The organism is Paraburkholderia polaris (assembly GCF_012927345.1).
Taxonomy (GTDB): domain Bacteria; phylum Pseudomonadota; class Gammaproteobacteria; order Burkholderiales; family Burkholderiaceae; genus Paraburkholderia; species Paraburkholderia polaris.
This window is the reverse complement of the sequence record NZ_JABBGJ010000041.1, coordinates 56,345-76,980: the sequence shown is the minus strand read 5'-3', so window position 1 is coordinate 76,980 and position 20,636 is coordinate 56,345. Positions and strand designations below refer to the sequence as shown.

General features: G+C 60.9%; 16 protein-coding genes and 3 pseudogenes. 7 read left to right on the top strand and 12 right to left on the bottom strand.

The window, feature by feature from the left end:
* Window positions 1-51: 51 nt before the first annotated feature.
* Both HHL24_RS32250 and HHL24_RS32245 read right to left on the bottom strand, forming a co-directional pair.
* Window positions 52-168, bottom strand: a pseudogene (locus tag HHL24_RS32250) (thiamine pyrophosphate-dependent enzyme); the annotation flags it as partial.
* Window positions 169-1,224 (bottom strand): aldolase/citrate lyase family protein, encoded by a 1,056-nt coding sequence (locus tag HHL24_RS32245; protein WP_230417645.1) that lies wholly within the window; start codon window positions 1,222-1,224, stop codon window positions 169-171.
* On the opposite strand from HHL24_RS32245, the gene HHL24_RS32240 reads away from it, so the two are divergent.
* The 3 genes and pseudogenes from HHL24_RS32240 to HHL24_RS32230 all read left to right on the top strand — a co-directional run.
* Complete coding sequence (locus HHL24_RS32240; RefSeq protein WP_169489346.1) at window positions 1,166-2,158, top strand: LysR substrate-binding domain-containing protein; 993 nt, start codon at window positions 1,166-1,168, stop codon at window positions 2,156-2,158. The genes HHL24_RS32245 and HHL24_RS32240 overlap by 59 nt on opposite strands.
* A 103-nt stretch (window positions 2,159-2,261) precedes the next feature.
* Entirely contained in the window at window positions 2,262-3,821 is a 1,560-nt protein-coding gene (gene citF, locus HHL24_RS32235) for a citrate lyase subunit alpha (protein ID WP_169489345.1), read from the top strand.
* A 30-nt stretch (window positions 3,822-3,851) separates the two neighbouring features.
* Window positions 3,852-4,082 (top strand): annotated as a pseudogene (locus tag HHL24_RS32230) (fumarate hydratase); the annotation flags it as partial.
* Window positions 4,083-4,109: 27 nt separating this feature from the next.
* Here the strand turns inward: HHL24_RS32230 and HHL24_RS32225 are convergent.
* The 4 genes and pseudogenes from HHL24_RS32225 to HHL24_RS32210 form a co-directional block, all read right to left on the bottom strand.
* Window positions 4,110-5,339 carry an MFS transporter gene (locus HHL24_RS32225; protein WP_169489344.1) on the bottom strand — a complete coding sequence of 410 codons (1,230 nt, stop codon included), beginning with the start codon at window positions 5,337-5,339 and terminating at the stop codon, window positions 4,110-4,112.
* Between the two features lie 35 nt (window positions 5,340-5,374).
* Window positions 5,375-6,354 (bottom strand): annotated as a pseudogene (locus HHL24_RS32220) (D-2-hydroxyacid dehydrogenase family protein).
* 91 nt (window positions 6,355-6,445) lie between these two features.
* Window positions 6,446-7,804 carry an MFS transporter gene (locus tag HHL24_RS32215; protein WP_230417644.1) on the bottom strand — a complete coding sequence of 453 codons (1,359 nt, stop codon included), beginning with the start codon at window positions 7,802-7,804 and terminating at the stop codon, window positions 6,446-6,448.
* A 44-nt stretch (window positions 7,805-7,848) separates the two neighbouring features.
* Window positions 7,849-8,736 carry an isocitrate lyase/PEP mutase family protein gene (locus HHL24_RS32210; RefSeq protein WP_169489343.1) on the bottom strand — a complete coding sequence of 296 codons (888 nt, stop codon included), beginning with the start codon at window positions 8,734-8,736 and terminating at the stop codon, window positions 7,849-7,851.
* Window positions 8,737-8,932: 196 nt separating this feature from the next.
* On the opposite strand from HHL24_RS32210, the gene prpR reads away from it, so the two are divergent.
* Window positions 8,933-10,870: a propionate catabolism operon regulatory protein PrpR gene (gene prpR / locus HHL24_RS32205; RefSeq protein ID WP_329606774.1), complete on the top strand. Its 1,938-nt coding sequence runs from the start codon at window positions 8,933-8,935 to the stop codon at window positions 10,868-10,870.
* 197 nt (window positions 10,871-11,067) lie between these two features.
* Here the strand turns inward: prpR and HHL24_RS32200 are convergent, their stop codons facing one another.
* The 4 genes from HHL24_RS32200 to HHL24_RS32185 form a co-directional block, all read right to left on the bottom strand.
* Window positions 11,068-12,513, bottom strand: coding sequence for a DEAD/DEAH box helicase (locus HHL24_RS32200; RefSeq protein WP_169489374.1), 1,446 nt, complete (start codon window positions 12,511-12,513; stop codon window positions 11,068-11,070).
* A gap of 534 nt (window positions 12,514-13,047) precedes the next feature.
* The gene (locus tag HHL24_RS32195; protein WP_169489342.1) at window positions 13,048-14,361 is read right to left on the bottom strand and encodes an SUMF1/EgtB/PvdO family nonheme iron enzyme; all 1,314 of its coding nucleotides are present in this window, start codon (window positions 14,359-14,361) and stop codon (window positions 13,048-13,050) included.
* A gap of 131 nt (window positions 14,362-14,492) precedes the next feature.
* Window positions 14,493-15,149, bottom strand: a complete 657-nt coding sequence (locus tag HHL24_RS32190; RefSeq protein ID WP_169489373.1) for a helix-turn-helix domain-containing protein — start codon at window positions 15,147-15,149, stop codon at window positions 14,493-14,495.
* Window positions 15,150-15,547: 398 nt separating this feature from the next.
* Window positions 15,548-16,015 (bottom strand): universal stress protein, encoded by a 468-nt coding sequence (locus HHL24_RS32185; RefSeq protein ID WP_169489341.1) that lies wholly within the window; start codon window positions 16,013-16,015, stop codon window positions 15,548-15,550.
* Window positions 16,016-16,304: 289 nt separating this feature from the next.
* Here HHL24_RS32185 and HHL24_RS32180 point away from each other — a divergent pair, with 289 nt between their 5' ends.
* The gene (locus HHL24_RS32180) at window positions 16,305-16,994 is read left to right on the top strand and encodes a FadR/GntR family transcriptional regulator (RefSeq protein WP_169489340.1); all 690 of its coding nucleotides are present in this window, start codon (window positions 16,305-16,307) and stop codon (window positions 16,992-16,994) included.
* A gap of 149 nt (window positions 16,995-17,143) precedes the next feature.
* Here HHL24_RS32180 and HHL24_RS32175 read toward each other — a convergent pair whose 3' ends face one another.
* Entirely contained in the window at window positions 17,144-17,737 is a 594-nt protein-coding gene (locus tag HHL24_RS32175) for an acyl-homoserine-lactone synthase (protein ID WP_169489339.1), read from the bottom strand.
* A gap of 154 nt (window positions 17,738-17,891) precedes the next feature.
* On the opposite strand from HHL24_RS32175, the gene HHL24_RS32170 reads away from it, so the two are divergent.
* A complete protein-coding gene (locus tag HHL24_RS32170; RefSeq protein WP_169489338.1) occupies window positions 17,892-18,209 on the top strand; it encodes a helix-turn-helix domain-containing protein in 318 nt (105 codons plus the stop codon).
* Here the strand turns inward: HHL24_RS32170 and HHL24_RS32165 are convergent.
* A complete protein-coding gene (locus tag HHL24_RS32165) occupies window positions 18,193-18,897 on the bottom strand; it encodes a helix-turn-helix transcriptional regulator (RefSeq protein ID WP_169489372.1) in 705 nt (234 codons plus the stop codon). The two genes, HHL24_RS32170 and HHL24_RS32165, sit on opposite strands and share 17 nt — an antisense overlap.
* A gap of 691 nt (window positions 18,898-19,588) precedes the next feature.
* Here HHL24_RS32165 and HHL24_RS32160 point away from each other — a divergent pair.
* The gene (locus HHL24_RS32160) at window positions 19,589-20,533 is read left to right on the top strand and encodes an SMP-30/gluconolactonase/LRE family protein (protein ID WP_169489337.1); all 945 of its coding nucleotides are present in this window, start codon (window positions 19,589-19,591) and stop codon (window positions 20,531-20,533) included.
* The last annotated feature ends 103 nt before the right edge of the window (window positions 20,534-20,636 follow it).

Sequence of the window (20,636 nt, the reverse complement as noted above, 5' to 3'; positions counted from 1 at the left end):
CTCTGTCCAAAAATCGAATCACTTCTACCAACTTCGCGTAGATACCAAATCAAAACCGAGTGAGGTGTTGTTGAAAACCACGACCTTGACTGGCAGATCGATCTGGCAGGCGCTCGACAGATCGCCGGGCAACATTGACAGGCCACGGTCGCCGGACGGAGCGATCACTTAGGCGGCGGCTAGCACGCGGCGTGCTTCGCGGGCGATCGCTTCGTCCACCATGCGGCCGTCGACGGTGCCGGCGCCCTTTTCGGCGGCTTCGACGACGCGCTTCGCCCATGTGACGCGTTCGGCCGAAGGGGTGAACGTTGTGTTGATCGACTCGATGTGCGACGGATGAATCGCGGCCTTGGCCTCGAACCCGTTGGCTGCAGCAAACGTCAGATCGGCGTGTAACCGCTCAGCGTCGTGAAGCGCGAAACAAGGCGCATCGATCGCGAGCACGCCCGCCTGCGCGCAGGCCGCGGCGACGCCACAGCGTGCAAGCTGGAGCGCAAGCGCCTCGGGTTGTGCCTTGACGTCTGACGCATAGTCCGCTGCACCAAACATCAGCGCGGCGACGCGGGAGCAGGATTGTGCAATCGGCTCGACGACCGAAAGGCCGCGCGCCGATTCGATCATCGGCACAAGCCAGGTGGTTTTGCCGGCGGCCGTCAATAGCGTGTCGATTTGCAAAACCTGCTCGGGCGATTCGATCTTCGGCAATAAAACGAACTGCGGCGCGTGCTTCGCGTCGAGCAGCATGATGAGATCGTCAAGACCAAACCGGGTCAGCAGCGAATTGATGCGAATGGCCAAGGGGGGGAGCGCCGTGTTGTCGGCCGCGTCGAGCAAGGTTCGAACGTTGCCACGTGCTGCCGCTTTTTCGTCCGGCTGCACCGCGTCTTCAAGGTCCACGATGAGCACATCCACCTGGCTTTTAGCGGCATTCGCGAAGCGATCGGGACGTGTTGCCGGAGTGAACATCCAGCTCCGTGTACGGATCGCAAGCTGACTGTTTGTGGCAGAAGACATAATCTGAGGCTCCTCATGAGGATGGTTTCGATGCATCCAATGTAAGAGGTCGGCGAAGCGGGCGGAAATACAGGTCAGGTCTAAGTGGTATAGGATCAACCTATCGGAACCTCGATTTTCCCCCGAACCTCCCGGCAGGAATGCGCAAACTATGGACGTCAGGCAACTCAAATACTTCATCGCGATCGTCGATGCCGGCAGCTTGTCCAAAGCCGCGCAGAAGCTGTATGTGGCACAGCCGTCACTGAGCCAGCAGATAGCCGGGCTCGAGGCGGAGCTGAAGACGAAGCTGCTGCTGCGAAGCGCCCAGGGCGTCAAGCCGACGACGGCGGGCAGCGCCTTGTACCGGCACGCGAGACTTGTCGTGCGGCAGATTGACCAGATCCGCGAGGACGTGCGTGAGGACAGCGGCAGCGAGGCGGGCGCGGTCGCGGTGGGGTTACCGACCACGGTGGCGGCCATCCTTGCGCTGCCGCTGTTCGAGCGGATCCGCAAGCGCTTTCCCGGCATCCGCTTGCAGCTTTTCGAAAGCATGAGCGGATACATCAGCGAATTGCTGCCGAACGGGCGGCTCGATCTCGCGTTGCTGTTTCGTGACTCTGAAACGCGCGGCATGTCGGTGATTCCCGTCTTCGATGAGGAACTTTACGTGCTCGGCGACGCGGGGCTTTCGCTGCCCGGCGATCAAACCGTGTGCCCGCTGCACCTGCTGTCGAACGTGCCGCTGGTGGCGCCGAGCGCCAGCAATGGGCTGCGGCTCATCATCGAGCGCACCTTTCAGCGCGAAGATGTCGAATTGAATCTGATCGCGGACATCGATTCCCTGCCTACGCTCGTCGCGATTGCCGGCACGGGCGAGGCCTGCACGATCTTGCCGGCTTCCGCGCTGGCGCGGCACGAACCGTCGAAACGGGCCGCCATGCGCCGGATTGTCGACCCCGTGATGTCGAGGCCGGCAAGCGTCTGCTGGTCGCATGCGCTGCCGATTAGCGCCGCCGCGCTTGCGGTGCGCAAGTCGATCGTGGAACTGATCGGTGAACTGCATGCAGAGGGTCTGTGGACTGGAATTACCTTGCGGCCGCCGCCCGATGCGGCGACGCTGGCCGACACGGGTGGCTCGCCGAGTGCGCAAGGTTTTGACTGAACCAAAGGTTTTACCTATAGGACCTTTCGCGATTTCGTATTTCCTCTAGTGCAGAAGCACTCCCTACACTGGCTCCCAACGTGCAATCACTTGGAGAACCAGCATGGCGTGCATTTCAGCGCGAACGATTCCTGACTATGTCGACGGCTATGGCAAGGTCCAGCGTTTTTCCGGCGTCAGCCGCGAGTCGCGGGAGGTTGTCTTCGCCTCGGTCCGGTCAATCTCGGAACAGACCGGGGCCAGCAAGCTTCTGTCCGGCATCGGCGCCGCGCTTGACGCATGCGGGGTGCGCGACGGCGCGACTCTGTCCTTTCATCACCACATGCGTAACGGCGATCATCTGCTGAATCTGGTGCTCGCCGAAGCAGCCAAAAGGGGGTTGCGCGATCTCACGATCGCACCCAGTTCGATTTTTCCGGTCCATGCACCGCTGGTGGAGCACATGCGCACGGGCGTGGTGACCGGTATATATACGGCCTATGTTGCCGGACCCGTCGCCGAGGCGATCAGCGCAGGCTTGCTGCGCAACCCTGCCGTCCTGCAAAGCCACGGCGGCCGTGCACGAGCGATCGAGTCCGGCGAGCTGCCCATCGATGTCGCCTTTATCGCGGCGCCGACTGCCGATGACTACGGCAACCTGAACGGCGTCGACGGTCCGTCCGCATGCGGCTCACTGGGCTATGCGCAGGTCGATGTGCGCTCGGCGCGGCGGGTGGTCGCCGTGACCGACAACCTCGTGCCGTATCCCGCCTGTCCGGGTGAAATCACACAGGACTTTGTCGACTTCGTCGTAGCGGTCCCGGAAATCGGCGACGCGTCGCAGATCGTGTCGGGCAGCACCCGCGTGACCGAAGATCCGGTGGGCCTGCAGATCGCCCAGACCGCCGCTGCGGTTATCGATGCGGCGGGTCTGCTCGTGGACGGGTTCTCCTTTCAGACCGGCGCAGGCGGGATTTCGCTCGCGGTAGCGAAATACGTGGGGCAGCTGATGCGCGACAAGCATGTTCAAGGCAGCTTCGCTGCCGGCGGCATTACCGGGCAGATCGTCGACATGCTGGAAGCTGGACTGTTCCGCACGCTCTTCGACGTACAGTGCTTCGACCTTCGTGCGGTGCGCTCGTACCGCGACAATCCGACTCATCAGGGGATGTCTGCGTCGCTGTACGCGAATCCGTGGAATCGGGGCGCGGTAGCGAACCGGCTGGACACGATGATTCTGGGTGCAGCCGAAGTCGACCTCGATTTCAATGTCAACGTCACCACCCGCTCCAACGGCGTGCTAATGGGCGGCTCGGGCGGTCACGCTGATACCGCGTGCGGCGCGAAGCTCGCGATCGTGACGACGCGCCTGAAGGCCGGCAAATATCCGAAGATCGTCGATAGCGTGACGACGCTGACTACCCCCGGGTCCACCATCGATGTGGTGGTCACCGAAGCAGGTGTGGCGGTGAATCCGCTTCGCGAGGAGCTTGCCGCGCGGCTCGTCGCAGCCGGTGTAAATGTCGTGCCGCTTACACGTCTTCACGACCTGTCGCAAACGGATGCATCGCCCAGGCTGCGCGCCGACGCTGCCGTTGAGCAGGCGAAGAGGATCGTCGCGCTTCAGCAGTATCGCGACGGCACGGTGATCGATGTGCTGAGGCAAGCCGGTTCGCTCAACTAGCGCACAGAGCCGGTAATCGCCGTCTTCGCCAGCCGCATGTGCGCCGAAGGCAAGCGCCCAATCTGCCAGGACACCGGCATCGTCACGGTGTTCGTGAAGCTCGGTATGGACGTGCGTTGGGACGATGCGACGATAGGCGTCACCGACATGATCAACGAAGGCGTTCGCCGCGGTTACCTGAACCCGGGCAACGTGCTGCGCGCCGCGATCGTGAACCCGCCGGAAGGCGCGCGCAAGAACACGAAGGACAACACGCCGGCCGAGAGGAGAAAGGGCACCGCGCGAACATCACACCGCGATCGCCTCTCCCGCCCGCGTCGGCCAGTCGCGCTTGACAACCTGTAATGCGACGAAACACAGTGCCGCCGCTAGCAATGCGCCGATCATGAACAGAAAGCCGCCCGTGAAAGACCCGGTCACACCGACCAGCCAACCGACGATGATCGGCGCAAAGAAGCCGCCGATCTGGCCGCCGCAGTTGACGAAACCCGAGAACGCGCCGCGCAGGTTGCCGGGCGTCAGATCCAGCACCACCGACCACACCGGCCCGAATCCGCCATACAGGAAAAACCCGGCTGCCGATAAACCGACGATGCTCGCCTGCGCAGTCGCGACGTTGTATGTCACATATAGGCAGACGGCCGTGCATAGATAGATCGCGGCGATCAGCACACAGCGATGGCGGTACAGCACCTTGCTGCCGAGCCAGCCGAACACGAACATGCCGACCGTGCCGGCGAGATACGGCATCGACGCGGCAAAGCCGAGCGCTTTGAGTTCGATGTGACGGCTGAGCGACAGATAGCTTGGCATCCAGCCGAGGTAGCCCCAGAACGCAATATTGAACGCCATGTAGGCGATGAAGATGAGCCACGATGTCGGCATACGCGTGACGTTGACAAAGCGGCCGCTTTCTGCAGGCGCTTCGGCTTGCTCGCGGCTTATAGCCCTATCGCGCGATTGGCGCGGAATCACGAAAAAGATCAGCAGCGCCATCACGAAGCCGGGCAATGCGAGCCAGCGGAACATCCCCTGCCAGCCGACGTGCGTCAGGAACCACACGGCGACCGGCGCGATAAACGCGGGCCCGAGTGCAAGCGCCGACAGGTACGCGCCGTTCGCGGCCGAGCGTTCATGCGACGGGAAATAATCGCCGATCAACTTGAAGCTCGCGCCGTTCGACAGGCCTTCGGCGGCGCCGAACAGCACGCGCACGATGGCGAGCGCAATGAAACTCGCGACGAATCCCGTCATGCCGGTGAAAACGCTCCACAGAATCGGACTGACGATCAGGAGGATTTTCGCGCCAAAGCGGTCGGCCAGCGCACCGCCGGGAATCTGCGCCACCGCATAGCCCAGGCTGAACGCGGCCAGCACGACGCCGAAGAGCGCCGGCCGTATCGATAGCTCTTTCATCATCGTCGGCGCGGCGATCGAGAGATTGATGCGGTCCAGATAGTTGACGAACTGGAGCATCCAGATCATCAGCAGAACCTTGTATTTGTCGCTGGAATTCATACCGATTCACTCCCTCGGGGACGATAGGTTGCAGACTAACGACGTTTTTTTAGCACTTCTGGATTCACAACATGCGTTGGACGGCCGTTTGCAAAGGCAACAATCTGATCAAAAATATCGGTAAATTGGATTTCAAATTCGTCACGCGATACATAGCCGATATGCGGCGTACAAACAACATTATCCATATTGAGTAAAGGATGGTTAATGTCCTGCACCGGCTCATCTTCGAACACATCCACGGCGGCCATTCCTGGGCGCCCTGCTTGTAGAGCCTGTACCAATGCGCCTGGTGCTATAAGTGCTGCCCGGCTGGTGTTGACGATCAATGCGGTCGTCTTCATGTGGGCGAGATCCTCAGCGGTGACAATGCCGCGCGTCGCATCGTACAATCGCATATGCAAAGAAAGGACATCGGATGTTTCAAAAAAAGCCTGCTTACTTTCAGCAATTTCGTAGCCATCCTCAATTGCTTTCTTGAGCGATTCTGCGCGCGCCCATATCAATACTTTCATACCAAAGGCTTTGCCATATCCAGCAACCACGCGCCCAATCCGGCCATAACCATAAATACCTAAGGTCTTCTCACGCAACGTACTACCAGCACCGATTTGCCACTTTCCTGCCTTGAGAGCCGACATTTGCTGCGGAATCTGGCGCACACCAGCAAGCACCAAGCCCACGTAATTTCTGCCGCAGCGTAGTTAGGGGTATCAGCGTGCTGACTAGATGAGACGATCACGCCGAGTCGTGTACAGGCAACAATGTCGATGTGTGGATAAACGCTACGTTGGCTGATCAGTTTGAGATTGGGGAGGCGCTCTAATAATGCAGACTGAATTTTGGTGCGCTCGCGATTCAATACTAGCACTTCGATCTCTTGTAATCGTTCAGCTAGCACATCAACATTTTGTACGTGATCGTTCCAGATTGTGACGTCGTGGCCTGTCAATTTGTCGAAACAAGGTAGCGTGCGTATGGCGTCGTGATAGTCATCAAGTATTGCAATTTTCATTGGTCTTTTCTCTCTAAGTAAAATGGACACAGTAGTCATGACAGTTTTTAACTGAATCTAAACTGTGTCCGTTTTTGTCGGACTACCTCACTCATTCAATCGCTGCGATTTTTCGACAGTGGGTTTCCGGCATCCGTATATAGACGAGAAGCGACACCGCCGCCCACGCGGTAACGTACCAATAAAAGTACTGTTCGTGACCGCTCGCCTTGAAGCGCAACGCAACGAACTCCGTCGTGCCACCGAGAATCGCCGTCGTCAGCGCGTAAGGCAAGCCGACTGCAAGTGCTCGGATTCGCGCCGGAAACAGCTCGGTCTTCGCGAGCATGTGGACCGACGTGAAGCCGCTCAGCATCACGAGTCCGGCGAACGACAGCAGGAACGCAACGAGCGGATCTTTCGTGTGACTGAGCGCCGTGAACAACGGCACCGAGAAGAACGTGCAGCACACACCGAAAAAGATCAGCACCGGGCGCCGGCCGAATATATCTGACGCGAGGCCGAACAGTGGCTGCAGCGGCATATACAGCAGCAGAGCGCCTGTAGAGATAAGCGCTGATGTTTCCTTGCTGAGCCCGACCGAATTGACCAGATACTTCTGCATGTACACCGTGTAGGTATAGAAGCCGACGGTGCCGCCGACGGTGATGCCGATTGCAAGCGCGAGCTGCCTCCAGTGCTGCAGCATCTGCTGGCCGACCGACGGCCCCGCTTGTCGCGCGCTCTGTTTGAACGCCTCGGTTTCAGTAACGTTGCGGCGCATGTACAGCGCAAATAGCGCGAGCGCTCCGCCGATAACGAACGGAATGCGCCAGCCCCAACGCTCGATTTGCTGCGACGTGAACAGCACGTTCTGCATCACCAGCATCACCGCGAGCGCGACCAGTTGCCCCGCCACCACGCTAACCTGCAGAAAGCCCAGATAGAAACCGCGGCGGTGCGCCGGAGCGATCTCGCTCAGATAGGTCGCGCTGGTGCCATATTCGCCCCCCATGCTCAAGCCTTGCAGCAACCGCGCGAAAATAAGCACAACCGGTGCGAACACGCCGATCGTCGCGTAGCCCGGCGTGATGGCGATTATCAGCGAGCCGATGCACATTGCCATGACCGACCAGGTCAACGCCGATTTGCGGCCGCGCCGGTCCGCATACAGCCCGATCAGCCAACTGCCGAGCGGCCGCGCCACATAACCCACCGCCGCGATCGCAGCGGTGTTCATCAACTGGACGGTCGGCTTGTCGCTCGGGAAGAAGGACTTCGCGAAATAGATCGAGAAGATGCTGTACGCAAGAAAGTCGTACCACTCGATCATGTTGCCGGCCAGGCCGCCGACGATTGAGCGGATGCGCACCGGCGCAGCGGCGCTTTCTGCGTTCCCAGCATTTCGGGCGCTCGCGACGGCGGCTGCATTGATGCTGCGCGCGTCGCCTGGGTTAGGGGGCATTTCCATGAAGTCTCCGTGATTTTATTGATGCGATCGAGTGGCGTTGCCGCTCACTTGTCTTTTGCTGCGTATTCCCGGTCGAGCTTGTCGTACAGCGGCTTGTTCACAAGGCGCTGGCGTTCGCTGAACGGCGCGACCAGGGTGGCGTCTTCATCGAGGCGGCCGTTGCTCTTCAATGTACCGAGCGCGCGCTGCATGCCGAGCACCGCGCCTTGCAGCGCCGCGTTCGCGTACAGCACGATGCCGTAGCCGAGTTTGGCGAGCGCTTCACGCGATTGCACCGGCGTCTTGCCACCGATCACGATGTTGATCAGTTGCGGCTTGTCGAACAGTCCCGGCAGGCGTTCGATGTCGGCGAGCGATTCGGTCGCTTCGATAAACAGGATGTCCGCACCGGCCTCGATGAAACGATGGCCGCGCTCGATGGCGTCTTCGATACCGTGGACCGCGGCCGAATCGGTGCGCGCCATGATCTGCAGATTGCCGTCTTCGCGGGCATCGACGGCCGCTCGGATCTTGCCGACCATCTCGCTCGTGCTGACGACTTCCTTGCCGGCGAAGTGGCCGCATTTCTTCGGCATGACCTGGTCTTCGAACTGGATCACGTCGGCGCCGCTGCGCTCGAGCACACGCACGGTCTGGCGCACGTTCAGCGCGTTGCCGAAGCCGGTGTCGGCGTCGACGATCAGCGGCAGCGCGACCGCGTCGCGAATCCGCGCGCAATGCTCGGCGACTTCGGCGAGACCGATGAAGCCGAGGTCGGGCAGCCCGAGCGACATGTTGGTGACGCCCGCCCCCGTGATGTAGAGCGCCTCGAAACCGGCGTCTTCAATCACGCGCGCGCTCATCGCGTTGAAGGCGCCCGGCACGAGCAGGCCCTGACGTTGGTTGACTTTGGTGCGGAAGGCCGCGCGGCGGGTAGCGGACGAAGTAGTCATAGCGTGTGTCTCCGGAATGAGTGACTTAAAGTGCCAGCCTTATGCAGGAAGCATGCCGATCGTGAGCCTCTTTCTGTTTCGTGTGCAAAAACATGGACTTATCGAAAGCAGCGTGCTGCGACGCGGCTGTGCGAAAATGTTTCACTTGTTCCGCGGAACGTTTCATAATCGTTCCATCGTCTCCGGAGACTCCATCGTGTCAACGCTTGTCTCGAACCCGAACCAGGGCCGCCCGGGCATCGCGCTGGTCAGCATCAGCCGGCTGAGAGCGCTGTGCGAAACCGTCGCGCCCCGCTATGCGGAGCACGCAAGGTTCTTTTCGGTACGCGAGGGTTACGGCGCGGCCGTGACCGCGCTGCAGGCGTCTGTCGATGCTGGCACGGTCGACGTCGTACTCGCCGCCGGCTCGAACGGCGCGTATCTACGCGACAACCTGAGCGTGCCGGTCGTGATGGTCAAGGTGAACGGCTTCGACGTGCTGAGCGGTATCACCCAGGCAATCACGATGTGGCCGGGCGCGCCGATCGGCCTCGTTCTGCACGAAACGGTGTCGAAGGAACTGACCGACCTCAGCGCGTGGTTGAACGTTGCATTGAAACAGCGCGCATACCGCTCAATCGACGAAGTCCGCGTGGCCGTCGACACGCTCGCGGCCGAGGGCTGCAAGGTCATTATCGGCCCGGGCATGGCGTGCGATCTCGCACAGCAGGCCGGGCTGCATAGCGTGTTTCTCTACTCGCTCGGAGCGGTCGAGGAAGCGTTCGAGCGCTCCATCGAATTGGCGCGGGTGAGCCGCCAGAAGGAGTCGAAGCGTGTGCGGCTCAATACAATCGTCGCGCATCTGCGTGACGGCGTCGCCGCATTCGATGACGCCGGCCAGCTCGAGGCAGTTAATCCGGCGATGCTCGATCTGCTCGGACTTGACCGCACGCGCGATCTGCCGCCGCAAATTGCGAGTGCGGTCGGCCCGCTGCTGCGCGAAACGCTCGACACCGACGCGCCGATCGACGAGCGCATCGAGCAGATCGACGGCCGTGCGCTGATCGTCAATTGTGTGCCGATCGTCGAGCATGGCTTGCGGTCCGGGTCGGTGGTCACGGTGCAAGACGCGCTGGTCGCGCAGCGTATCGACCGCACATTGCGCACCAGTCAGCGGCCGAAACATCTGGTGGCGCGGCACAGTCTGTCCGATCTGACTGGCGCGTCGCCGGCGCTCGAGCGTGTGCGGCGCATTGCGCGGGCCGGCGCTGCGCACGACGCGACCGTGCTGCTCGCCGGCGAAAGCGGCACCGGCAAAGAACTGGTCGCGCAGGGCATTCACAATGCGAGCCGCCGGCGCGGCAACCCATTCGTCGCGTTCAATTGCGCGGCGTTGCCGGAAGGGTTGATCGAAAGCGAACTGTTCGGACACGAGGAGGGTGCGTTCACCGGCGCGCGGCGCGGCGGCAGCCCGGGGCTCTTCGAAACCGCGCACACGGGGACGATCTTTCTCGATGAAATCGGCGAAATGCCGGCGGCGTCGCAAAGCCGGTTGCTGCGCGTGTTGCAGGAGCGCGAAGTAATGAAACTCGGTTCGGGGCGCGCGACGCCGATCGACGTTCGCGTGATCGCCGCGACGCATCGCGACCTGCATGCACTCGTCGAGCAGGGCGTGTTTCGCGCCGATCTGTATTTCCGGCTCAATCTGTTGCAAATCGAACTGCCGCCATTACGCGAGCGGCGCGACGATATACCGGAACTGGCGCGGCATCTGCTCAGGCGTAGCGTGACAAAATACGGGTTGCCCGCCGCGGCCACGGAGCGCGTGCTGGAATTCCTGACGCCGCTATTCGAACATTACGCGTGGCCCGGCAACGTGCGGGAGCTCGAGAACCTGATAGCGCGCGCGGCGATTTATCTGGGCGATGCGGCGAGCAGCGCGTGGCAGGATCTGCGGGACGTTTTTCCGGAGTTCGGACGCATGCATGCGCCGCTCGCCCTTGCGGCCAATGGCAAGGTCGCCGGTCCGCCGCCCGCGGCCGTGACCCGCGATGACGTACTACGCGCTCTGGAAAAAAACGGCAACAACCGCGCCGCGGCGAGCCGTGCGCTCGGGATCGGACGTACCACGCTGTGGAGGCTGCTGAAGAAGTGAGGCTATCCAGGTTCACACGTTGGATACCAGCGCCCCGGCTGCTCAAACCCGGTAGTTGAAACCGCGGGGCGAACGGGGAGTGCCTTTCGCCGGCCAGCTTACGAGGCGCTGGGTGAACTACTACCGTTGAACCGTCCGAACATGCGCGCCGCAAACCGCCAGCCTGTTCCAGGGCTGGCGTTACTCGTCCCCATGGATCAGGGTTGGCGTTTGCCGCGGCCACCAGCGGGTTTGCCAGCCGGCTTGCGTGAACCCTCAACTGGCTTGCTGGCGGGTTTGCTGCGTGGCTTTTGAAGGCTGAATGGGCTGCCGCTAGACAAGCTTGTGCCTTTACCCGCGGCCACAGCGCGCTGCGCCGCAGGCTTGCGTTTGTTTTCGCCACTTTGCGGGCGCGGTTTTTTGCTGAGCACCTGCATGGCGCCCGGCGCAGCTGGCGGCACTTTGGGCTTCTTAGGCTTTTTGGGTTTCTTGATGATCTGGCCCGTCGCGCTAGTTTGCGGCACGCGGTGTTCGGCTTCAAAACCCGGCTCTTCTTCACGGGGCAGCGTTTGGCGGATCAGCGCTTCAATCGCGGCCAGTTGCGGCGCTTCATCGGCACACACAAGGGACACCGCCACGCCGCTGGCGCCCGCGCGGCCGGTACGGCCAATACGGTGCACATAGTCTTGCGCCACGATCGGCAGATCAACGTTGATTACCAGCGGCAGGTCGTCGATATCCAGCCCGCGCGCAGCCACATCGGTGGCTACCAGCATATGGACTTCGCCTGCCTTGAAGCGCTCCAGCGCACGCATGCGCGCGGGTTGCGGTTTGTCGCCGTGGATGGTGTCGACCGCATAGCCCGCTTCATCCAGCATGGCCGCCAGGTAATCCACGCCATTGCGGGTTTTGACGAACACCAGCGCGTGCTCCCAGTTGTTCTCAGCCACAAGGTGCATGAAGAGCTCAGGCTTGTTCTTTTTATCCACCGGCACCACCCACTGCTTGATCTTGCTGACCGTTGAATTGGGCGGGCTGACGCTGATATTGACCGGGCCGCGCAGAATGCCGGCCGCCATGGCGCGGATATCATCGGTAAACGTGGCGGAGAACAGCAGGGTCTGGCGCTCGGCGGGCAAGGCAGCAAAGACGGCGTTGAGTTCACGCGCAAAGCCCAGATCCAGCATGCGGTCGGCTTCATCCAGCACGAGCGTTTGTACTTCATCAAACTGCACTGCGTTCTGGCGATTGAGATCGAGCAAACGGCCCGGCGTGGCAACGAGCACATCCACGCCTTTGCGCAACTTCATCATCTGCGGGTTGATACTCACACCGCCGTAGGCGGCCAGAAATCGCAAGTCGAGGCCTTTGCCATACTCGATAAAGCTTTGCAGCACTTGTTCGGCCAGTTCACGGGTGGGCACCAGCACCAGAACACGCGCGCGGTTGCTGGACACCGCCGGGCCGTGTTGCACCAGCCGTTGCAACAGCGGCAGCGCAAAACCCGCCGTTTTGCCAGTGCCGGTCTGTGCCGCAGCCATGACGTCCTTGCCACTGAGCACAGCAGGAATCGCCTTGGCCTGCACCGGCGTAGGTGTCTGGTAATTGAGGTCCTGCAGATTACGCAGCAAGGGATCGATCAGGCCAAGCGAGGCAAAAGACATTGGCGTATTCCGGGGTAAAGCCGCAATTCTAGCGGTTACCGCCTGATTGCGCCGCACCGGCAAGCTGTACGACGGGACACCGATGAGCAGCACGGCCGCCAGCGCCAACTTCAATTGCATCAACAGCAAACGCGCCAGTGGTCGCGCAACCAGCCACGTGCGCATCTGTATCGCCAGCAACTGCCCGAAACAAGGCTGGAGTCCTGCCAGGCCATCCACGATCGGATCTGTCGCGGTAACGAAAGTCAGGAAGAGTCGAGACGGCACGAATAGGAATGCTCATTTCGCAAGATCGTAGAATTGCTAGGCGACTGAACTATGCCGACACCGTCACTCTTCATCGCCGGTGCAGAACGACGGCGGCACAAAAACCGCGGCAGAGCAATTCTATTCGCTGGCTATGTAAGCATTCCTACTCATTCATAAATCTATCGCTTCATTTGTGTTATCGCGACCCAATCACTAGGCTTCTGTGTTGGAACAAGTTGCTTCAAGAGGCCTTGCGGAAAGTTGTTCATCGTGCGGTCGTTTGATCTAATTTTTCACACACCGAAACCCCGCATACACATACTGATAATGCGGCTGAAACCAGTTGCGAAACGCCGGCCGCAACATGCATTGCGCGGTGCGTGCCGAACCGCCTTTGATCACGTAATGCTGCCCGTCGAAAAAGTTGGCGGAGTAGCCCGGATAAAACGGAAATGCTTCAAACCCAGGCAGTGCGTCGAACACCGTGGAGGTCCACTCCCAGCCATTGCCGAATTGACCTTCCACGCCGAACGCGCTGACGTTGTCTGGATAGGCATCGACCGGCTGCGGGTCCCAGCTACGAAAATCGAAATTGCCCGACATCGCATGCGGTGCGCCGTGTGCCGCGCGTTGCCATTGTGCTTCGCTGGGCAGTGTCTTGCCGGCCCATCGCGCGTAGGCGCTGGCCTCGGCATGACTCACGTAAGCCGGCCAGTCGAGCGGCAGCGGCACTTCGTCGAACATCGTGCGTAGCACCCATGCGCTGTCCTGATTGCTTCCGGCTCGCTGCGACCAGCAGGCGGGATGCTCGATGTGTTCGCATTCCTTCCATACCCAATCCTTGTCCGTCCACCACTTCGGTTCGCGATAGCCACCTGCCTCGATGAACTCACGAAATGCGCCGTTCGTCACCATGTGGCGGTCTATCTCGAACGCTGGCACGTCGACACGCAATTCGCCGAACTCGTTGTCCCAACCGAAACGCCCACTCTCGCGCGACATGCCGAGCACCGTTGCGCCAGCCGGCACGCTGACCATCGAGGACAACGCCTCACGCGGTTCAGAACGGGTAAGCACCGCCTCGCGCAACTCGGTGACCTTCTGTGCAAGCGGCAACTGATGCAGCATGTACGCGAGCGTTTCAGCATGCATCAGCCGATGCTCGATCGCGACATTCAGCAACTGCTCGGCCGTGCCAGCGTGCTCACCTTCCCGGCCGACCCGCGTTGAGTCGCTCAGCGCATCGAGCTCGCGGTCGATCTGCTCGCGGGCGCGCAACGCGTAGCCGCGCACGGCGTCGAGCGATGGCCAGTCAGTGGGTTGATCGGTCGGAAAGCCGCCATCAACAGGATCGATACCGAATGCGAAGAGCTGATCGAGGTGCGGATCGAACGCAGGCAGATCGCACACGCGTTGATCGAAAAGATTACGATCGAAAGCTTCCAGATGGCCGATGTAAAACACGATCCGGTGGCGCTCACGGATCGGCCGCTCATACAGAAACTCGGGTTTGACGATGGAAAACAGGGCGTCAGTAACTTGACGCGCGTCGATCAGACGCTGGACGAGCGGGTGATGCGGGGCGGGGTCGCGATTCATTTCGCCAAGTCTCCTTGCGGGGGACGGACTAAAGACTGTACCCGCTCGCAGGAGCCATGCCAAGACGAATGCGCGCTAAATGGGGGGTCGACGCGGACGTGGCTACGCGGGCCAGGTCCTGCGCGTATGGCTTACACCTTCTGCAAGCCTTCCAGATCGACGATCCGGATGTGTTTGCCTTGTGTGTCGATCAGGCCGCGTTTTTGAAATCTTGATAGGGTACGGCTCACGGTTTCGAGCGTCATGCCGAGGTAGCTGCCCATGTCCTCGCGTGTCATGCGCAAGTTGAATTCCGCCGATGAATAGCCGCGCTGCGCATTGCGCTCCGACACGTCGAGCAGAAACGCTGCCACGCGTTCGTCGGCCGAAAGTGAGCCGAGCACCATCATCTGCCCAGCTTCGCGGACGATCTGCTCGCCCAGCAGTTTGTGCAGTCGATCCTGCATCGAGCTGATTTCGCGGCACAGGGACTTGAGGGCGGGGTAGGGAACGATACAGACGGTGCTGTCTTCGAGGGCGACGGCGCTGCACGCATGGACGTCATCGCTGATGCCGTCGAGGCCGAGCGCTTCGCCGGCGAGGCGCAGCCCAGTGACCTGTTCGCGGCCGTCACGGTGCGCCATGACGGTTTTCATGGAGCCGGAACGCACGGCGTAAACATTGTCGAAGCGGTCGCCGCTGCGATACAGCGCTTCGCCGCGCTGCACCGAGCGCGCGGTGCAAATGAGCACTTCCAGTTTCGTGAGTTCGTCGGACGACAGGCCTTGCGGCATGCAGAGCGCCCGCATCGAACAGCTCGAACAGCGAGCGGTGGTGCGCGCGGTTGCCCTCACCGGCGCGGCACGACGGCTGCCACGTGCCGGCGACGAAATCACGGTGGAATCGGCGGCGGCGCCGGCGGAGCGAGTCACAGCGGTAGGAGTAGGCATGTTCTGCAGCCATTTGTCAGGGTAACGACTGATTGTCCCACCGCCCATGCGCCCCGTTTAGCGACAAAATGACGCATTCGCTCAGTTAGGCATCTTGAGCGATGTCACCCTCGCGTTGTTGCTTGTGGTTATGGACTGCTATGCAACGTGGCAGAGCGTGCTCTGCTCGCATTTTAGAGATAGAGCGCTGCGCGTGCCGCCCTATGCGTAAAACACACGCAGTTGCAAAGAGCGCACCACGCTGCGTCACCACGCGTTCAGGCGTCTTCATTGGCGTTGCCCGCTGCGGACGGAATCAGCAGTACGGGCAAGCTCGCCTGGCGCACGCAGCGCTCTGCGACGCTGCCGAGAATCAGACGCTGAAAACCGCGTCTGCCATGCGTGCCCATCACCAGCAGATCGGCGTTGAAGTCGGCGGCAGCTTTTAGCACGACTACCGAAACGTCATCGAGCGAAGAGGCTTCGCCCACGGCAAGCTCACCTTTGACGCCTTGCGCCGCCATGGCCTCGGCGAATTCCGCGCCGAGTTCCTTGCCCTCTTCGACCAGGCGGCTACGCAGAATGGACGGGTCGTAACCGGGCGCTTCGAAATACATCGGCGTGTTTTCAACGACGTAGAACGGTTGCATGACGGCGCCGGTGGATTTCGCGAGCGCGAGCGCTGCTTCGAATGCGCGGCGCGAGGTGTTGCTGCCATCGACGGCTACGAGGATGCGTGTGTACATATCGACTCCGCGTCTGAAGGATTCGAATGCCGCGGCCGTTTCGGCCGGCCGGGCTCATTGACGATTTATTACCGATGTGAGCTTAAATGATCGCTGAAAAAGATGCATCGGGTCAGGATGTAAATCAAAGACTTGTCAAATTTTGCGATGACGGCGCTTTATCAGCAAGCTCCGCGCAGCGTGCATTTGCCGCGTTCCTGTTAAGCCAGACCGCATATATCAAAGCAATATAGGGCCGGGTTTGCCTTACAATCAGGACCTACTCAGACAAGCTGCTTCAGCACCGCTGATGAACGAGCGCAAAACGACGGGCTTGCCCGACAAGATCTACGGCGACATCCTTAATCGCATTCTTGAAGGCGAGTACAAGGAAGGGGCGCGGCTGCCTACCGAGCATGCGCTGGCCGAACGCTTTGCGACGTCACGGCCGACCGTGCGCGAAGCGCTCGCGCGCTTGCGGGCGGACGGGATCATCATGACGCGGCACGGCTCAGGCACCACGGTTGCGCGACGGCCGGACCCGGATGTGCGTCGCTTCGCGCCGCTCGAAACGCTGTCCGACATCCGCCGCTGCTATGAATTTCGCATCGTGACCGAAGCGGGCGCGGCCGAGCAGGCGGCGCTCAAGGCCGACGCCAATGACATCGCCGCGATCCAGCATGCGTGGGACCAACTGGAACGCATCATCGAAACCCAGGGTATCGGCGCACAAGACGATTTCATGTTTCACCTGGCGGTGGCGCGTGCGTCCAGGAATCCGTTTTTCATCACGGTCATGTCGTTCATCGAGGAACAGATTCTGTTCAGCATGAACCTGTCGCGCAATTTGTCGCTCGTGAAGACGGTAGAGCGGCGGCGGCTCGTGCAGACCGAACATCTGGCCGTGCTCGAGGCGATCCGCCGTAAGGACGGCCCTGCTGCAGGGAGGGCGATGCGCGCGCATCTCGAGAATGCGCTCGAGCGGATGTTCGGTTCCTGATCTTTCGCGCGCCGCCCTTGCGGGCCGCAACTACCAGGTAACGGCTGCCAGTCCGCCGCAACCGGGCGACCGCAACCGGGCAAAGGCAACCGGGCCACAGCAACCGGGCAAAGGCAACTGCGGCCCGGCTCCAATCTCACGTCCAGGCGTCAGGCGGCGGCAGCCATCGGCCCGAACAGGGCGGTGCGGGTCTTCGGACTGACTGCGATATCCAGTGCCACGGCCCGTTCCACGCCGATCTGCAGAGGCGACCCGAGCCGGCTGATGTCGATCCCGGTCTTGCGCAGCAGCCGTTCGATCGGGGTGGTGGTCACCGTGACGTAACGCGTGATGCCCATCCGGTCAGCGAATGTCACGAGTTCGTGGATCGCCTGCATCGTCAGGTCGGCAAAGCCGAAGGACTGCTCCTCGCCGCCAGTTTCGATCGCGAACCGGCTCAATTCCCAGATATGCCGCCCGACCGGCGCATCCGCGCCATGCAGCAATTGCGGGAAGGTGTCCTTCAGCATATTCGGCCCCTCCGTCGGCATCAGGCGCCAACAGCCCCGCACGTGCCGGTCGTTGCCCTGAATCAGCATGTAGTGCGGCCCGAGGGCGTCGTAGCCGTCGATCTCCATGCCCGCAATGGTGGGGATGTCCCATCCGAGCCGCCCGTGAAACACCCGCGCCCGCAGGCGGTACATCTCGTTGATGTGCGCGTTGTCGAATTCTTGCCGCATTCCAATCCGGATCGCTGTTTGCATGACGTTCTCCTGAACGTGTTGGGTTACCCAATACGCAAGAAAACTTATGCATTTTGAATGGTTCTGCCACCTACCTACCTGGATAGGTGTGCATGCTTATCGGATAACGCAGAATTCGAGATAAGCCTCAGCACTCAACCGACGGGACACAAAAATGGAACTTCTCGAAAATCACTGGCAGGCGCAACCCTCGGTCCAAACCCGCCCGGCAGAGCCTTCATCGGCGGTGGATCGCGTCCTGATCATTGCCTACCGCAAGAAGAAAAAAGAGAGCCAGCGCCGCTTCTGGGCACGCTTTGGCGTGACGCAATCGCGTGGCAGCAGGTTCGAATCGGGCGCCGAAATTCCGGCGCCGGTGTCGATCCTGCTGGGCCTCTACTTCACCAAAACCGTTTCGGATGCCGATCTGGGCCGCGCTGAGCGTGTGCTGTACAGCCGCGACGGCGCCGCCTTGCTCAACCCGGGTCAATAAGCCCTAACTGCGCGGCGATCACGGCCGCCGCGCGCCGCGAATTCACACCGAATTTGGTCCTGATGTTCTTCATGTGGAAGTTCACCACCGCTTCCGAACAACTCAGGATATGGGAGATTTCCCAGGTGGATTTGCCGCGCGCGGTCCATTTCAGACATTCGCGTTCGCGCGGCGTGAGCTTGGGCAATAACGTCTGAGCGTGGGTATTCAAATGGCGCTGACTGGTATCGATTACCAGATCGCGCAATAACACCAGGTTCGGCAACGCAACGTTGACATGGCGCCAGAATGCGTCGGTCGGATTGCTGTCATTGACGAAGCACATCATGCCGGCTTCCTGGTTCGGCCCATGAATGGGCAGCGTCACGCCGGCGCGCAGGCCGTGCGCGCGGGCTTCCTCGTACATCGACTGCTGCGGTGCGGTCGTAAAAATGTCCGGCGACCAGATCAGCGGCGCCGCGCGCGTCGCGCAATGCGAGACAGTCGGGTCGATGTGGACGAGCCCCTGCTCGTCGTAGGTGCGTCGCCATGTCGGCGAGTAGGTGCTCCGCACATAGGCGTCTTCAAGGCGAATGGTCGGGCGCGGCAGCATGGCGATCAGCAGCCTGTCGAAGCCCCAGGTGTCGGCAAGCCCCGCGATCGCACCGAACCATTCCGCTTCATCTGCGGCTTTCAGTAGCGGCGCCATTTCCTCGATAAAATGTAGCGACAATTTGGTTCTCTCAGACTCGCAAACGTCCCGTTGCGGTTAATTGCGGTACGGTGATCCGTCCGGCTGTTTTTATCTTCACAATCTATCACTAAAAATTATTTCGCAAGTCGAGGGCAATTTCTAAAGAAACGGCACCAACGCTGGTTCTGCAACTGGGCGAACGAATTACTCCTTATATCGGATTTTTTCGACCTGGATTAACATTCACGGGTTGATAAAGTGGGTAATTTTCTCGTAGTTGCGTTTTTGATGCTTTTGATTGACAACATTATTGTCAAACCAATCTGAATGACGTCTAGTTGAAATTCTGGGCAAAACGACGCTGATTGCCCAGATTGGCAATTTCCCTTTAGCCCGCCACCATTCACTAATGCTCACTCGCCGCGCGCTATTGTCATACAAAAGCAGCGCACCGGCTTTGCCAACTTCGCTTTCTTCGCCTTGACTTCGATTCGAGGTAGCGTGGTGCCGTTTACGCCCAGGTTGTTTGACAACACGGCGAACCCAGTGCTAACTTGACCGCCCGAGCCCCGTGCGTTTTGGGCATCATGAGCGAATCTGCGATCCTCGACAGCGAGTTCTCCGCGTCGGTCATAGCTGTGCCGCCGCTTGCGCGCCGCGCTTCGGCCTGCTTTCCCCATCAACTTCCATCACCTAAAGCCCACGCATGACCGACACCAGCCGACGCTATCCCGATCCCTCCATTCGCGTGCTCGATCCGCGCTTCAAAGCGCTGATCCTGACGTCCGCTTCCGTCGAATGTCTGTATCAGGGCGCGCGCTGGTCGGAAGGGCCGGTCTGGTTCGGCGACGGCCGTTATCTGCTGTGGAGCGACATTCCCAACGACCGCATCCTGCGCTGGGACGAAACGAGCGGTGCTGTGACCACGTTTCGCCAGTCGTCGAACAATGCGAACGGCCACACGCGCGACCGGCAGGGCCGCCTCGTGAGCTGCGAGCACCTGACGCGGCGCGTCACGCGCACCGAATATGACGGCTCGCTTACCGTGCTCGCCGATCGTTACCGCGGCAAGCGCTTCAACTCGCCGAATGACGTGATCGTGAAGTCCGACGGTTCAATCTGGTTCAGCGATCCGACCTTCGGCATCGACAGCTTTTATGAGGGCGAGCGGCAGGAGTCGGAACTGCCCGCATGCGTGTACCGCATCGACGGCCAATCCGGCGAAGTGACGGTAGTTGCCGACGACGTGCTGGGCCCGAACGGCCTCGCGTTTTCACCGGACGAGTCGGTGCTGTACATCGTCGAATCGCGTGGCGTGCCGCGCAAGATTCGTGCGTTCGACGTCAACGTCAGCGGTGTCAGCGCCGCGCTGTCGAACAACCGTGTGCTGATCGACGCCGGCCCGGGCACGCCGGACGGTTTTCGCGTCGACACGCACGGCAATCTCTGGTGCGGCTGGGGCATGGGCACCGACGAACTCGACGGCGTACGCGTCTTCACGCCGCAGGGCGAGCCGATCGGCCATATCGCGTTGCCGGAGCGCTGCGCGAACGTGTGCTTCGGCGGACGCCATCGCAACCGGTTGTTCATGGCGGCAAGCCATGGGTTGTATTCGCTATATGTGAATGCGCAGGGCGTCCAGGGCGGTTGAGTGGGCGAGGGGGGCGCGCAGCCTGAACGCGCCGCGTGAGTTCAGGTTGCCTGACAACCTGACGCTCAACCTGCGTGCCGACTCCGGGTTTGCCCTTGGATAA